At 73.1% G+C, this 14,131-nt stretch carries 15 protein-coding genes; 8 read left to right on the top strand and 7 right to left on the bottom strand.

Translation table 11 applies throughout. From position 1 onward, the window contains the following. Positions 1–4: 4 nt before the first annotated feature. The 7 genes from SCK26_RS06510 to SCK26_RS06480 all read left to right on the top strand — a co-directional run bounded on the left by SCK26_RS06510 (position 5) and on the right by SCK26_RS06480 (position 7,259). A complete protein-coding gene (locus tag SCK26_RS06510; RefSeq protein WP_318200297.1) occupies positions 5–1,852 on the top strand; it encodes a glycoside hydrolase family 15 protein in 1,848 nt (615 codons plus the stop codon). Then, the gene (locus SCK26_RS06505) at positions 1,849–3,282 is read left to right on the top strand and encodes a glucose-6-phosphate dehydrogenase (RefSeq protein WP_318200296.1); all 1,434 of its coding nucleotides are present in this window, start codon (positions 1,849–1,851) and stop codon (positions 3,280–3,282) included. The genes SCK26_RS06510 and SCK26_RS06505 overlap by 4 nt, the downstream gene beginning before the upstream one ends. Further along, on the top strand, positions 3,269–3,796 hold the full coding sequence (locus SCK26_RS06500; RefSeq protein ID WP_318200295.1) for a gluconokinase: 528 nt from the start codon (positions 3,269–3,271) through the stop codon (positions 3,794–3,796). The genes SCK26_RS06505 and SCK26_RS06500 overlap by 14 nt, the downstream gene beginning before the upstream one ends. A gap of 290 nt (positions 3,797–4,086) precedes the next feature. Further along, entirely contained in the window at positions 4,087–4,416 is a 330-nt protein-coding gene (locus tag SCK26_RS06495) for a hypothetical protein (RefSeq protein ID WP_318200294.1), read from the top strand. A gap of 202 nt (positions 4,417–4,618) precedes the next feature. Further along, positions 4,619–5,182: a dihydrofolate reductase family protein gene (locus tag SCK26_RS06490; RefSeq protein WP_318200293.1), complete on the top strand. Its 564-nt coding sequence runs from the start codon at positions 4,619–4,621 to the stop codon at positions 5,180–5,182. Between the two features lie 434 nt (positions 5,183–5,616). Next, positions 5,617–6,240 (top strand): hypothetical protein, encoded by a 624-nt coding sequence (locus tag SCK26_RS06485; RefSeq protein WP_318200292.1) that lies wholly within the window; start codon positions 5,617–5,619, stop codon positions 6,238–6,240. A gap of 257 nt (positions 6,241–6,497) precedes the next feature. Further along, positions 6,498–7,259, top strand: a complete 762-nt coding sequence (locus SCK26_RS06480) for a restriction endonuclease (protein WP_412080714.1) — start codon at positions 6,498–6,500, stop codon at positions 7,257–7,259. Between the two features lie 262 nt (positions 7,260–7,521). On the opposite strand, the gene SCK26_RS06475 is transcribed toward SCK26_RS06480, so the two are convergent. From SCK26_RS06475 to SCK26_RS06460, 4 genes are read right to left on the bottom strand one after another with little or no spacing between them, the layout of a single operon-like run. Further along, a complete protein-coding gene (locus SCK26_RS06475; RefSeq protein ID WP_318205934.1) occupies positions 7,522–8,049 on the bottom strand; it encodes an NUDIX hydrolase family protein in 528 nt (175 codons plus the stop codon). A gap of 16 nt (positions 8,050–8,065) precedes the next feature. Beyond that, positions 8,066–9,241, bottom strand: a complete 1,176-nt coding sequence (locus tag SCK26_RS06470) for an amidohydrolase family protein (protein ID WP_318205933.1) — start codon at positions 9,239–9,241, stop codon at positions 8,066–8,068. A gap of 2 nt (positions 9,242–9,243) precedes the next feature. Continuing rightward, positions 9,244–10,647, bottom strand: coding sequence for a glutamine synthetase family protein (locus tag SCK26_RS06465; protein ID WP_318200291.1), 1,404 nt, complete (start codon positions 10,645–10,647; stop codon positions 9,244–9,246). Positions 10,648–10,695: 48 nt separating this feature from the next. Further along, positions 10,696–11,505, bottom strand: a complete 810-nt coding sequence (locus SCK26_RS06460) for an SAM-dependent methyltransferase (protein ID WP_318200290.1) — start codon at positions 11,503–11,505, stop codon at positions 10,696–10,698. 151 nt (positions 11,506–11,656) lie between these two features. On the opposite strand from SCK26_RS06460, the gene SCK26_RS06455 reads away from it, so the two are divergent. Beyond that, on the top strand, positions 11,657–12,511 hold the full coding sequence (locus tag SCK26_RS06455; protein WP_318200289.1) for a Cof-type HAD-IIB family hydrolase: 855 nt from the start codon (positions 11,657–11,659) through the stop codon (positions 12,509–12,511). Between the two features lie 29 nt (positions 12,512–12,540). Here SCK26_RS06455 and SCK26_RS06450 read toward each other — a convergent pair whose 3' ends face one another. From SCK26_RS06450 to SCK26_RS06440, 3 genes are all read right to left on the bottom strand, one after another. Then, positions 12,541–13,344: an SAM-dependent methyltransferase gene (locus SCK26_RS06450; RefSeq protein WP_318200288.1), complete on the bottom strand. Its 804-nt coding sequence runs from the start codon at positions 13,342–13,344 to the stop codon at positions 12,541–12,543. A 65-nt stretch (positions 13,345–13,409) separates the two neighbouring features. After that, entirely contained in the window at positions 13,410–13,661 is a 252-nt protein-coding gene (locus SCK26_RS06445; RefSeq protein ID WP_318200287.1) for a hypothetical protein, read from the bottom strand. A gap of 78 nt (positions 13,662–13,739) precedes the next feature. Then, a complete protein-coding gene (locus SCK26_RS06440; RefSeq protein WP_318200286.1) occupies positions 13,740–14,081 on the bottom strand; it encodes a DUF3140 domain-containing protein in 342 nt (113 codons plus the stop codon). Positions 14,082–14,131 lie beyond the last annotated feature (50 nt).

The raw sequence follows: 14,131 nt of genomic DNA, 5'->3' as shown, positions 1-14,131 counted from the left end.
AGCCATGCACGATCCCGACCCCCCGTTCCGCCCGGTCCGCAGGCGCGAGGGCTACCTGCCGCTGGAGGACCTCGGCCTCATCGGGGACGGTACGACGGCCGCGTTGGTCGGCCTGGACGGTTCGATCCCGTGGATGTGCCTGCCCCGTTTCGACTCCGACCCCCTGTTCTGCGGCCTGCTGGACCACGCACGAGGCGGCCATTTCACCCTCGCGCCGCAGGACCTGGTGGAGGCCCGCCAGCGCTACGAACCCGACACCGGTGTACTCACCACCGAGATGCGCAGTACCACCGGCCTGGTACGGGTCACCGACGCGCTGACCGTGCGCACCGGCGCCGACCTCACCGAGGACTCCCCAGCCGGACGGTGCGAGCTCGTCCGGTCGGCCGTGGTCCTCTCCGGACACGTGCGGCTGCGGGTGGACCTGGAGCCCCGTGGCGGCGGCACGACCCAGACGCTTTTCAGCGGCCTGGAACTGCGACCCTCTCGCCGGCCGGACCTGCGCCTGCACCTGCGCTCCAATCACCCCCTGCCCGGCCTGCACAGCACCCAGGACCTGCGACAGGGCGAACACCTCGACCTCGTCCTGTCCTGGGGCCGCTTCCACCGCCACCACCGGTTCCGGACCGACACGATGCTCACGGACACCGCCGACGCCTGGCGGCGCTGGATGAGACACTTCGACTACTCCGGTCCCCAGGAGGCACTGGTCCGGCGTGCCGCCGTCACTCTGAAACTGTGCGACGACTGGACCAACGGCGCCGTCGTCGCGGCGCCCACCTCCTCCCTGCCCGCGCCGGTCGGCGGAGTCCGCAACTGGGACTACCGCTACGCCTGGATCCGCGACGCCGCCTACGCCGTGTTCGCCCTGCGGCGCGTCGGCTTCACCGGCGAGGCGGACGCCTTCCTCGGCTGGGTCCTCGACGCCGTTGAGCAGAGCCGCAGCCCCCGGATCATGTACAACCTCGATGGCGGCCCCGTGCCCGAGGAGATCGAGGACACCGAGCTGGAGGGGTACCGCCGCTCCGGTCCGGTGCGGTGGGGCAACGGCGCGGCCGATCAGCGCCAGCACGACGTCTACGGCGAGATCCTGGACTGCGCCGACCAGTGGCTGCGCACCGACCAGTGGCTGCGCTCCGGCCGTGAGGTGCAGCCCGCGCTGTGGGCGGGCCTGGCGGAGCTGGCCGAAACCGCGGGGCGGGCGTGGCGCCGGCCGGACCAGGGAATCTGGGAGGTACGCAGCGACGGTCGGGTGTTCACGTACTCGGCCGGCATGTGCCAGGTGGCCCTGGCCCGGGCCGCGGACATCGGCGAGCGGCTCGGACTGCCCGGGCCGACCACAGCCTGGCGTGCCTCGGCCGACCGGCTGCGCCGGCGCATCCTGGAGGAGTCCTGGGACGAGGACGCGCAGACGCTGAGCGCGCACCTGGACGGCGGCGGCGCGCTCGACGCGAGCCTGCTCGCGCTCCCGCTGCGCCACGTGGTGCCGGCCGACCACCCGCGGATGGCCGCGACCACCACGGCCGTGGCCGAACGCCTGTCGGCCGGCGACGGCCTGCTCTACCGCTACCTCCACGAGGAGTCGCCCGACGGCCTGCCCGGCGACGAGGGCGGCTTCGTGCTGTGCAGCTTCTGGCTGGCCGACAACCTGACCGCCCAGGGCCGGATCGAGGAGGCCGAGAAGGTGTACACCTCGCTGTGCGCCCGTGCCAGCACGCTCGGACTACTGCCGGAACAGATCGAGCCCAGCACTGGAGAGTTCATGGGCAACTTCCCCCAGGCGTTCAGCCACATCGGGATCATCGCCAGCGGCGTGAACCTCGCCCGAGCGAAGGCAGGCACACGGACATGATCAAGCGGCTCGCCGTCTTCGGCGCGACAGGCGACCTCACCGCCCGCTACCTCCTGCCGGCCCTGGCCGCGCTGCGGGCCGCGGGACACATCGACGACGGCTTCCGGCTGACCGGCGCGAGCAGGGAAGGCTGGGACACCGACCGCTTCCGCTGGTGGTGCACCGACCAGCTCGACCGCCACGGCGGCTCCTGCCCTGTCGAGGCGAGGACGGCCGTCGCGGCTTCGGCCCACTACCGGCGGGCCGACGTCACCGATCCAGCGGACGTCGCCGCCGTCGTCGTCGGCGACGACCCGATCGCCGTGTATCTCGCCCTTCCCCCGGCACTCTTCCCGCACGTGGTCACGGCCCTGCACGAGGCCGGCCTGCCGCCGGGCAGCCGGATCGTTCTGGAGAAGCCGTTCGGCGAGGACCTGGCGAGCGCGCACCGGCTCAACCGGCTGCTCGCCGGTCTCGTGCCCGAACAGGCGGTGTTCCGGGTCGATCACTTCCTCGCCATGACGACCGTCCAGAACGTCCTCGGAAGCCGGCTCGCCAACCGGATGCTGGAGCCCATCTGGAACAGCACTCACATCGCGGACATCGAGATCGTCTGGGACGAGACCCTCGCCCTGGAAGGCCGCGCCGGCTACTACGACGGCGTCGGCGCGCTGAAGGACATGGTGCAGAACCACCTGCTGCAACTGCTGTGCCTCGTGGCCATGGAACCCCCGATCACCCTCGGCGAGCGGGACCTGCGCGACCGGAAGGTCGACGTGCTGCGGTCCGTGCGGCTCCTCACCGACTACGACGTCGTGCACCGCACACGCCGCGCACGCTACCTGTCCGGCCGGATCGGCGGCCGCGATGTCCCCGCATACGTCGACGAGGAGGGCGTGGACCCCGGGCGACGCACGGAGACCTTCGCCGAGGTCGAACTGGAACTGGACAGTTGGCGCTGGTCGGGGACGATGTTCCGGCTGCGCAGCGGCAAGGCGCTCGGACGGGACCGCAAGGAGGTCGCGGTGCGCTTCCGCTCCGTGCCCCATCTGCCCTTCGGTCACGAAGGCCAGGCCGAGCCCAACGTGCTGCGCTTCGGGCTGGAGCCGGAAGGGATGACCCTCGACATGACGGGCATCGGCGCACGCGCCCAGGCTCTCACCCAGCTCTCGTTGACAGCCCGGATGGAACCGCCCGACCTGCCCGCCTACGGCCGGCTCCTTCTGGACGTCATGAAGGGTGATCCCGCCCTGTCCATCCGGGGCGACGAGGCCGAGGAGGCATGGCGGGTCCTGGCCCCCGTCCTGAGCGCATGGGAGAGCAACCTGGTCCCGCTGGAGGAGTATCCGGCCGGCTCCGACGGTCCGCCTCCCCGGCCGCACGAGGGCGCCCAACGGCGGCGCAGCGACCTGCTGCACCCCGAAGCGCTACCGGAAGATGGACCGCGCTGAGCGCCGGTCCCCGTGCGTCGTCGTCACGGGCGTCGCAGGGATCGGCAAGACCACGGTGGCCCGCCTGCTGGCACAGCGGTTGGGCGTGCCCTTCGCGGACGGCGACGACTTCCACTCGGCGGCCGACATCACCAAGATGTCGGCCGGTACGCCGCTCGACGACGCCGACCGCCGCCCCTGGCTGGAGTCCGTCGGCCGCTGGCTGCACCAGCGGGACGTGGCGGGCACCGGTGCGGTGGTCGCCTGCTCCGCGCTCAGGCGGCGCTACCGGGACATCCTGCGAGCGGCCTGCCCGGGCGCATTCTTCCTGCACCTGATCGCCAGCCGCGAAGTGCTGGCGGACCGGATCGGCGGACGCACCGGCCACTTCATGCCGAGCTCGCTCCTCGACTCGCAGCTTGCCACGCTCGAACCCCTCGAACCGGACGAGCCGGGAGCCGAGCTCGACGCGACGCCGGCTCCCGACGTCCTCGCCGGCCTGGCCGTAGACCTGCTGGCGCGGCAGCTCCGCTGACTTCGCCGAGGGCAAGGCCGGTGTCCGCCATGGCATGCGGCGGGGAGCACGTAGGTGGGTTGACGAGGATGACGCCCCATCTGTCGTCGCACTAGCCGCTTTGTCTGTCCGAGGCGGCGCGGACGTGCCCCTTGGGGACCAGTTGGGGCCAGGCCCGCGACCGGGGGCAGAGGGTGATCGAAGGGCGCGGACCGCGCTGAAGCGCGACCTGCTCGGCCCCGCCGGCGGGAGCGGACCGAGAGCCGCGGGCTCTGTGCGGTTGCCGTGGCGGCCACGTAGCGTGTGCGCTCATGAGCGACGATCCGAAGACCGGCCTGGGTGACGTGCTCGCCCACGTAGTGAACTGCGACCACGAGGACGAAGAGCCCGACCTCCGCGGCGGTCGACGGGTCGCATACGTCGTGACCGGGGTCCGTGGAGCGCTCGTCGATGCCCATGCCGTCGACGACCCGACGAACAAGTACGTCGGCTCGGCCGCCGTTCTCTCGCAGAACCTCGAAATCAGCGTCAGTTCTCTGCTTGGGCGCCACTTCAGTTGCCGTGTCGTGCCTGGCGACCCCGGCACGTTTTTCGTCGATTTCCAGATGGTCCCGGAGCCAGGCGCCCAAGCGTCCGCGTGACGGGTTCGACGGCCTCGATCGGCTGGTCCCGGCTCGGCAGGAAGATAGCGTAGTCGATCCGCCGGCCACGCTCCTTCGCGCGCGCGGAGTCGATCAGCGGTCTCGGAGCGGACCCGTCGGTGGTAGACCTGTTCCACCCAGGCGGTGAAGAGGCGGGGCGGTTGAGAGTCAGCAGGCCACCGACTCACGGAAGGCTGACGCCATGCGGAAATTGATCTACGGCATGAATATGAGCCTGGACGGCTACATCGCCGCGCCCGGTGACGACATCGGCTGGAGCGTGCCGAGCGACGAGCTGTTCCGGTTCTGGTCCGACCGGTTGCAGGCGACCGACCTGACGCTGTACGGGCGCAAGCTGTGGCAGACGATGAGCTCCTACTGGCCGACCGGCGACCAGCAGCCGGACGCCACCCCGGCGGAGATCGAGTATGCGCGCCGCTGGCGGGACATGCCGAAGGTGGTGTTCTCCTCGACGATCGACGAGGTCGGCTGGAACACCCGCCTGGTCACCGGCGACGCGGTCGCCGAGATCACGCGGCTCAGGGCCGAGGACGGCGGCCCGATGGACATCGGCGGCGCGACGCTCGCCGGGGCGGCCATGCGGGCCGGCCTGATCGACGAGTACATGCTGGCCACCGCGCCGGTCCTGGTGGGCGGCGGCACGCCGTTCTTCACCGCACTGGACAACTGGGTGGACCTGAAGCTGGTGGAGACGCGGACGTTTCCCTGTGGTGTGATCCTGACCAGGTACGAGACGAGGCGCTGAGCGGCCGTCCCGGGGGCATGGCCCTATGGCCCCGCGGGCGCTGCCGGAAGAGCACCAGGGAGCCTCACAACGTCGGCGTGACCGCGCGGAGAACGCCACCTGGAGGCCGAACCGGCGGCGAACGCGTCCCGCCCGACCGGTCTTTCGGGCCCGCTGCCGGGCAACCGCCGACAGGCGTGAGGCGACCGGATCACCTATGGTGGGAGGCGGTGAGTCGAGGGAGGCTCACCCTCTCGGGGTCATCTGGTTCGCGGTCCCGGAAACGCCTCCTCCCGTGGGGCCGTGAGTACGCCGGCCAGGTCACCCGTTCCCAGCGTGTCCCGCCGGCCGCTCCTGTTCTGACCGTCACCACCGGAACCCATCGCGCCGTCCGGCTCCGCACCGCTCCGCCCGCGAGAGCCCGGTCCACCGGCGCATCGAGAAACGGAGGGACCATGGCAGCATTCCGCCTGACTCTGAAAGCCGCGCTGTGCACGGCCGTCACCTTGCTGATGGCCGCCGTCTGGACGCAACCGGCGAACGCCTGGACCTGGGCCAGGGAAGTGACCGTGTACAACGGTTCCGGCCTGTGCGTCCAAGGGGACGCGGGAATCGACCACGTGCGACCCGGCGCGCTGTCCGGCAACCTGGCGTACTCCCACACCTACGCCCTCACCCAAGGGTGCGGGACCGGTCTGTCCAGGCCCGACGGCTGGGCCGCCACGCGAGCCACCGTCTACCGGTGGAACGGCTCCGCCTGGGCGGTGTGCCGCACCAGCGCCTGGAAGTACGGCGCCACGGGCCAGACGGGAGGCGAGTTCCCCGGACCCTATGGGCCGGAGATGGTCTACAACTGGGGCGGGTGGCAGGCCTGCGGGGAGGGCTACTACCAGACCCTCGCCTCGGCCTACGTCTGGGACGGCTCCGCGTGGCGCGGCGGCGGCATCTGGTCGGGCTACGAGTTCGTCTCACCCGCCCGGTTCCACGCCGGCCGGCCGAAGGCGCCCGAGAAGGCTCCCGCGCGGCACGTTGCCACGCCGCCCTCCGTCCGCCCGTCGATGCACCAGCACACTCACTGACCGTCTCTCGCGAGCCGGGAGCGGGTTCGTTCCTGGTCGCGGACCAGGGGCCGGTTTCGGCAGTGTCCGAGACCGGCCCTCGGCTCGTGCCCGGGGACCGGTCTGTGCGGTCGCCCGAGGCCGGCCGCGGAACGACACGATGGCGCGGGGCCCGTGTCCGGCGATCCTCCGAGGACGCGCCGGAGTTGTGGGGCACGCGCTTTGCGGGCAGACGGAACTGATCTTCATGTTCCGTCAGGGGAAGGGGGCGTCACCTCGTGACCATGCCCGCACGCCGCATACGACCACGCGCCGGCCGCCGGTCGTTCGACCTACGCGCGACCGCCCTGTTCTTCGTGCTTCTCGCCCTCGCCGTGTGTGTCCTCGGTTTCGCCGTCCGTACGCTGGCCGGGACCGCCGAGCGGCGCCCCGCCTGGGTGGCCGTCCTCTGCCTGGTCGGTCTCGCCGCCGTCCTCGCCTGGGGGCGCCGGCGGCACCGCCTCTCCGGCGCCCGGACCGCCCGAAGGGCCGCCGCGGCACTGGAAGAAGGCGTGCACACGGCGCTGGAGGAGTGGAAGGCGCCCGCGCCGCCCGTCCCGGCCGCCGGTGACCGGTACGTCACCGGTGTCCCCGCGTACGACTACGACGCCCTGGACGCCGACGAGTTCGAGCAGGCGGTGGCCGTACTGTGCGAACGGGACGGCTGCACCGGTGTCGAAGTCGTCGGCGGTGCCGGGGACTTGGGCGCCGATGTGCTGGCCGTGGCACCCGACGGGCGGCGGGTCGTCATCCAGTGCAAGCGCTACGGCGACGGTCACCGGGTCGGCTCCCAGGACCTGCAGCGCTTCGGCGGCACCTGCTACACCGTGCACGAGGCCGACGTCGCGGTCCTCGTCACCACCAGCGACTTCACCGCACCGGCCGCCGAGTACGCCGAACAGTGCGGGATCCTCTGCTTCGACCGGCCGGCCCTGCGGGCATGGCACGACGGCACCGGACCGGCACCCTGGATGCTCGTGGACCTCACAGAGGGATGCTGACGGGGCACCGGACCGCACCTGCCGGGGTTCGAGCCGCACCGTCGAGCCGCGGCCCGCGCGCGGAGGAAGCCCGGCGCCGCCTCGGCAACAGCCCGTGCGGACAGCGGACGGTGAACTCGACCGGCCCCGGCCCGCAATGGTCACCGGCCCGCACGGTCAGGCGCGCGCGGGCGCCGGGTCCGGACGGGACCGCTTCCGGCCAGGCACGCCCGCCCGCACCGTCAGCCGGTTCGTCTCCCGCACGCGCCCTCCCGGCACGGGCTCAGGACACCAGTCCCACATGCGCCAGCGCCTGCTTCAGCAGGACCCCGTGGCCGCCCGGCATCTCGCTCTGGACGGCCGGGGAGGCGGCCTCCCGGGGGCTGAACCAGACGAGGTCCAGGGCGTCCTGGCGGGGCCGGCAGTCGCCGGCCACCGGCACGATGTAGGCCAGGGACACCGCGTGCTGGCGCGGGTCGTGGTACGGCGTGACGCCCGCCGTCGGGAAGTACTCCGCGACCGTGAACGGCTGCAGGGACGTGGGGACGCGGGGCAGGGCGACCGGCCCGAGGTCCTTCTCCAGGTGCCGCAGCAGCGCGTCGCGGACCCGCTCGTGGTGCAGGACCCGGCCGGAGACGAGGGCCCGGCTGACCGTGCCGTCCGGGCCGATCCGCAGCAGCAGCCCGATGCTGGTGACCTCACCGCTGTCGTCCACGCGCACGGGCACGGCCTCGACGTACAGGATCGGCATCCGGGCCCTGGCCATCTCCAGTTCGTCCGTGGTCAGCCAGCCGGGCGTGGTCTCGGTCATGTCAGACATTGCTTGATCATACTTTCCGCGAGGGGCGCCCGCCGGGATCGCGGGCGGGTTCGGATACGGGCGGTCCGTACAGCCGGCGGGCGTTGTCCCGGCCCGTCCAGTCGGCGATCCGCAGGGCGTCGGCCAGGCTCAGCTCGTCGGCGTCCACCCGGTCCTGCAGCAGACCGGCGAGGCCCCGGCGGAAGCACAGCGCGCCCAGGTGGTGGAACTCGGCCACACCGTAAGCATCGGAGCTGTACAGCAGTTTGCGGAACGGGGTCACCTCCAGGGCCTCCTCCAGCACCGCCCGGCAGCGGGCCGGGCCGGTGTGGTGCAGGGCGAGGCCGACGTCCAGGTACACCTGCTCGAACACCGCGGCGAGATACGCCGCCTGGCGGTGGTACGGCCAGCAGTGCAGCAGCAGGACCGGCACCGTGCCGGCCGTCCGGTGCAGCCAGTCGGTGAGCAGGGCCGGGTCGGCGCGGTGCAGCCGCAGGTCCGCGTCGCCGAAGCCGGTGTGCAGTTGCAGCGGCAGCCCCAGATCGACGGCGGTCCACAGCAGGTGCCGTACCAGCACCGGGTCGGCGAGGCGGCCGCCGTGCGCCGGCCGGCGCCTAACCGCCCGGGTCACCTCGGCGTCCGTGGGGCGCCCGGGGTCCAGGGCGAAGCCCGTGCGGTAGGCGGCGACCGACTTCACCGCCACCACACCGGGCCGCCGTACGGCCTCCTCGGCGGCGGCGCGGAACACCGCCGCGTACTCGCCCGGCTCCACACCCCGCGCCAGCACCGCCTCCGCGACCTGCTCCAGCCGTACGACCTCGCAGGCGGTGGCGCCGGCCGCCGCGGCCAGCTCGGCGGGGGTGGTGACCGGGTGCGGGGCGAAGCCGGTGTCCACGCAGAACACTCCGGCCCCGGACGCCGTCAGGAAGCGCCGGTTGACCTCCTGCCAGCCGAGCTGGGCGCGCCGCGCGACGTAGTCGGCGGGCGGGGCGTGCCGGGGCAGGTCCAGCAGGGGAGCGCAGTGGCGGCGTACGGCCACGCCGGCGGGGGTGTCGAAGGGGGAGACGCCGGGCCAGGCCGCGCCCTCGGTGAGCAGGGAGGCGAACTCCCCGGCGGCCAGATCGGCGGTCACCGCGCCGTGGCAGTGGTGGTCCACCAGCGGCAGCGCGGCGAGTGCCTCGTGGACCGGTCCCGGCGCGGCCACGGTCAGTACGCCCACCGGTAGGCCGCCGCCAGCGCGGTGGGGGCGAGGCCCTCGACGGCCGCCGCCTCGCCGAGCCGTACGGCGCTCACCGCGTCCGCGAGGACCGGGCCCAGCGCGGTCCGCAGCACCGGGTCGGCGCGGAACTCCTCGACGGCCTGCGGCAGCGACCGCGGCAGCCGTCGTACGCCCAGGGCCGCCGCCTCCTCGGGGCCGTAGCGGGCCGGGTCGCCGGTGATCTCCTCGCCCAGCGGACGGCCGGCCGTGATGCCGTCGATGCCGGCGGCGATCACACAGCCCAGCGCCAGATACGGGTTGGCGGCCAGGTCGACGGGTTTGACCTCCATGTTGGCGTCCTGGTCCCGGCGGCCCGCGGTGCCGGTGACGATCCGTACGGCCGCCTCGCGGGTCTCCCGGCCCCAGGCGGTGAACACCCCCGCCCACTGGGAGGGCTGGAGCCGCAGATAGCTGGCCGGGCTCGGCGCGGTCACCGCGGTCAGGCCGGGCAGATGGGCGAGGACCCCGGCCAGGAACGACTGGGCCGTGGCCGTCATGCCGTACCGGCCCTCGCCGCCGGAGTGCAGGTTCACCCCGTCGCGCCAGCACGACAGGTGCAGATGGCCGCCGTTGCCGACCCCTTCGGGGAGATAGGCGGGCGCGAAGGAGACGCGCAGCCGGTGCCGTCGGGCCACCGCCCGGATCGTCTGCCGTACCAGCACGCTGCGGTCGGCCGCCGCCACCGGGTCCAGCGCGCCCACCGAGACCTCGAACTGACCGGGCGCGTACTCGGGATGGATCTGGTCGACGTCCACGCCCTGGGCGGCGAGCGCGGCCAGCAGTTCGGCGGTGTAGTCGCTCAGCTCCACCTGCCGGACGGCGCCGTAGGCCGGGCCGGTGGCGGCCGGCACGAACTCGTCGGCGGGCGCAGAAGCGGTGCCCACGGCCCACTCGATCTCGATCGCCGCCTTGAAGGCGAGGCCGTGGCGGTCGGCGGCGTCCGCGACGGTCCGGCGCAGGAAGGTCCGGGCGCAGCCGGGATGCCGTTCGCCCTCCTGGGTGATCCGGTCCACCGGCGCCCACGCCCAGCCCGGCTGCCCGGCCAGCGGCACGAGGTGGTCGAGGTCGGGGTAGAGCCGGAGGTCGCCGTCGGGGGAGCCGAGGACGTCGGTGGTGACGACGGAGTCGTCGGCGAGGAACGTGTCGAACACCGGCGACATGCCGACCCCCCAGGCCACGGCCGCCGCCAGCCGTGCCGTCGGGATCGTCTTGACCCGGCAGATGCCCGCCGTGTCCACGTACGCCAGGACGATGCCGTGCACGCCCCGGGCCGCCAGGCCGGTGCTGAGGGCGGGAACCCGTTCCAGGTCGCCGGGGCGGCCACCGGGGCGGGGGTCGGCGAGCGTGGTCATGCGTCCTCCTCGACGGGCCCGGCCGGCGGGGGACGGCCGGGGCCGGGGTCAGGGTTTCACGGCCACCGCGCCGTACTGCGGCACCACGGCGGCCTCCGCCCCGGCGCGCCACCGCGAGCACGGCACCAGTCCGGGCTCGACCGGCTCCAGACCGTCGAGGAAACCGGCGATCTCGTCGCGGCTGCGGGCGGTGATCGGCGGAGTGGCGTGGGCGTTCCAGAACTCCATCGCGGGGACGTTGCCCGCACCGCCCGCCTCGGCGTCGTAGGTCGGATGGGTGAGCACCAGATGGCTGCCGGAGGGAACGGCCGCCATGATCCGGCGCACGACGTCCCGGGCCTCGCCGGTGTCCGGTACGAAGTTCAGGATGCCCAGCATCATCACCGCGACCGGCCGCTCCAGGTCGAGGGTGGCGGCGGCGCCCCGCACGATGACGTCCGGGTCGCGCACGTCGGCGTCGATGTAGTCGGTGGCGCCCTCGGGCGAGCTGGTCAGCAGCGAGCGGGCGTGCACCAGCACGATCGGGTCGTTGTCGACGTACACGATCCGCGACCCGGGTGCGATCCGCTGGGCTATCTCGTGGGTGTTGTCGGCCGTGGGCAGCCCGGTGCCGATGTCGAGGAACTGCCGTATCCCGCGCTCGGCGGCCAGGTACCGCACCGCCCGGCCCAGGAAGTCCCGGTCCGCGCGGGCCACGGCCCGGATCACCGGGAACATCCCGGCGATCTGCTCGCCCACCCGCTGGTCGACCTCGTAGTTGTCCTTGCCGCCCAGCCAGTGGTTCCAGACCCGCGCGTTGTGCGCGACGCTGGTGTCCAGCCGTGCCGTCCCGGTCGCCGGGGAGTGGCCGTTGCTCACCTGTCTGCCCTTCTCACGTGCTGTTCTTCGCGGTCATTGTGCCTTCCGGTGATCGCGCTGTCCCGGGAAACGGAACACCGGGGGGTTCGGGGACCGCCGGGCCGATGAGGAACACTGGACCGGTATCCCCGCACCCGACCGGAAGCAGGACATGCCCGCCATACCCGCGCCCCTCCCCGACACCTCCGCCCTGCCCGCCGGCCCCGCCGACATCCGGCTGATCGTCACCGACATGGACGGCACGCTGTTGGACGACGCCAAGCGGATTCCCGAGGGCCTGTGGCCGATGCTCGCCGAGCTGCGCCGCCGCGGGGTGCTGTTCAGCCCGGCCAGCGGACGGCAGTACGCCACCTTGTACCGGCAGTTCGAGCAGGTCGCCGAGGGCATGGTGTTCATCGCGGAGAACGGCACGTACGTGGTCCGCGACGGCGTGGAGCTGGGTTCCGACCCGCTCGCGGGCCCCGTCGCGGCGGAGATCGCGCGGGCGGTACGGCGGCTGGCCGCGGACGGCGCGGACGTCGGAGCCGTCGTCTGCGGCAAGCGGGCGGCGTACGTCGAGCGGACCGACGAGGCGTTCCTGGCCGAGGTGCGCCAGTACTACGCCGAGCACCGGATCGTGGAGGACGTCACCGCCGTCGAGGACGACGTGATCAAGGTGGCGGTGTTCGACTTCGGGGCCGCCGAGCACACCGTCGCCCCGGCCCTCGCCGGGTTCGCCGCCACCCACCGGGTCGTCGTCTCCGGCGAGCACTGGGTGGACGTGATGAACCGCACCGCCGACAAGGGCACCGCCGTGCGCGGCCTCCAGCGGGCGCTCGGCATCACGCCCGCCCAGACCATGGTGTTCGGCGACTACCTGAACGACCTGGGGATGCTCGACGCCGCCGAGTGGTCCTTCGCCATGGCCGGCGCCCACCCCGAGGTGATCCGCCGGGCCCGCCACCTGGCTCCGTCCAACAACGACGCCGGCGTCCTGCGGACCATCGCGCACGTGCTCGGCCTGTAGCGGCCGGGCCACGGGCCGCTTCCGGGGGTTCAGGGCTTGAGCGCGACCCCGCCGTACAGGGAGACCGGGCCGCCGCCGGCCGGCGGCTCGTCGGGGCGCCAGTCGGTGACCGGCACGATGCCCGGCTCCAGCAGGCCGAGCCCGGCGAAGAACGTGCCCACCTCGGCGTGCGAGCGGGCCACCAGGGTCACTCCGCCGGCCGCGTAGGCGGCGATGCCCTTCCCGACGTTCTCCGGCTCGAAGTCGGCGGTCATGGTGGACAGCACCAGCGCGCTGCCCGGGGCCAGCGCGTCGACCAGGGTGCGGACCAGGTCGCGGGCGCCGTCCTCGTCGGCGACGAAGTGCAGCAGGGCGACGAGGGAGAGGGCCACCGGGCGGCCGAGGTCCAGGACGCGGGCGGCGCGTTCCAGGATGGTGCGCGGATCGCGGGCGTCGGCCTGCACGTACTCCGTCACGCCCTCCGGCGTGCCGACCAGCAGGGCGCCCGCGTGGGCCAGCACGATGGGATCGTTGTCGACGTAGACGACCCGGGCGTCGGGGGCCGCGGACTGGGCGATCTGGTGCAGGTTGGGCTCGGTGGGGATGCCGGTGCCGATGTCCAGGAACTGGCGGATGCCGTGCCGCGTCGCCAGCGTCCGGGTGGCGCGGCGCATGAACGCCCGGTTGGCGCGGGCGGTCCGGGGCGCGGAGCCGGCGTCGATCGCCGCGATCCGCCGGCCCAGTTCCTCGTCGACCGGATAGTTGTCCTTGCCGCCGAGGAACCAGTCGTAGACCCGGGCCGGATGCGGCCGGCTGGTGTCGATGTCCTGGATGTCCGGTCCGGTCTCCGGCATGCGGCCGCTCCTCCCCGTCCGGTCCCGGCGGTCGGTCCGGGACGCGCGGGAGCAGTCTGGCACGATCATGCGGTGCGGCGCAGACGGTCCTCGGCCACCTGTTCATCCGGCGCCGCCCGGGACGCTGACCGGGCGTCGGCCGGGCCGATGCCGGGCTCCTCCTGGATCAGGCCCCGCAGCGTGCGGATGTCGTCTTCGGCCTTCCGGGACAGCCGGCGCAGATCGCCGGCCCGGCGTTCGTCGAGCAGCTCGGCGCCGTCTCCCGCACGAGGAGCACCTGGACAGCCCCAGCCCCCGTGGGCCCGGGCGGCGGCCACCGCGGCCGGCGCCCGGGCCCACGGGGGCCGAGCGGCAGGGACGGCACCAGCAGCCGGTACGGCATCACGGTTAGTGGCCTACGGCTTGAGCGGGTCGTGGCCCAGTGTCATCAGCCGGTGCCGGCGGCCGGTGTCCCGGGCGGTCTCCGGCGCGGGTTCGTTCTCCACGTCCACCAGCTCACCGACCGTGTCCACGACCTGCCGCATCACGCGGACGTCGTCGTGGGTCAGGTCGGTACGGCGTTTCTGCAGGATCGCCAGGACATGCTTCCCGGTCTCCGTGCCCGCCGCCTCCGGCAGCGGTTCGGTCTCCTCGCCGGCGTCCCGGACCTTCAGCCAGTCCGCGAGCTCCGCCGAGGTCATGTTCACCACGCGGTGGAAGTCGTCCCACAGCGTGTCGGGTTCCGGGGAGTCGGCCATGGGTTCTCCCTTCCGTGTTCTGTCCCGCCGGGGGCGGGACGGCGTGCGGG

Origin of the sequence: Streptomyces sp. SCL15-4 (genome assembly GCF_033366695.1) — a bacterium.
Taxonomy (GTDB): domain Bacteria; phylum Actinomycetota; class Actinomycetes; order Streptomycetales; family Streptomycetaceae; genus Streptomyces.
The sequence above is the reverse complement of the archived record's forward strand: the minus strand, read 5'-3'. Positions and strand labels throughout refer to the sequence as shown.

Excerpts from the sequence above, each read along its gene's own strand:
- SCK26_RS06455 (WP_318200289.1), top strand. The coding sequence starts at position 11,657 with ATGCCCGCCATACCCGCGCCCCTCCCCGACACCTCCGCCCTGCCCGCC.
- SCK26_RS06500 (WP_318200295.1), top strand. The coding sequence starts at position 3,269 with ATGGACCGCGCTGAGCGCCGGTCCCCGTGCGTCGTCGTCACGGGCGTC.
- SCK26_RS06465 (WP_318200291.1), bottom strand. The coding sequence starts at position 10,647 with ATGACCACGCTCGCCGACCCCCGCCCCGGTGGCCGCCCCGGCGACCTG.
- SCK26_RS06495 (WP_318200294.1), top strand. The coding sequence starts at position 4,087 with ATGAGCGACGATCCGAAGACCGGCCTGGGTGACGTGCTCGCCCACGTA.
- SCK26_RS06450 (WP_318200288.1), bottom strand. The coding sequence starts at position 13,344 with ATGCCGGAGACCGGACCGGACATCCAGGACATCGACACCAGCCGGCCG.
- SCK26_RS06505 (WP_318200296.1), top strand. The coding sequence starts at position 1,849 with ATGATCAAGCGGCTCGCCGTCTTCGGCGCGACAGGCGACCTCACCGCC.
- SCK26_RS06510 (WP_318200297.1), top strand. The coding sequence starts at position 5 with ATGCACGATCCCGACCCCCCGTTCCGCCCGGTCCGCAGGCGCGAGGGC.
- SCK26_RS06440 (WP_318200286.1), bottom strand. The coding sequence starts at position 14,081 with ATGGCCGACTCCCCGGAACCCGACACGCTGTGGGACGACTTCCACCGC.
- SCK26_RS06485 (WP_318200292.1), top strand. The coding sequence starts at position 5,617 with ATGGCAGCATTCCGCCTGACTCTGAAAGCCGCGCTGTGCACGGCCGTC.
- SCK26_RS06475 (WP_318205934.1), bottom strand. The coding sequence starts at position 8,049 with ATGACCGAGACCACGCCCGGCTGGCTGACCACGGACGAACTGGAGATG.
- SCK26_RS06490 (WP_318200293.1), top strand. The coding sequence starts at position 4,619 with ATGCGGAAATTGATCTACGGCATGAATATGAGCCTGGACGGCTACATC.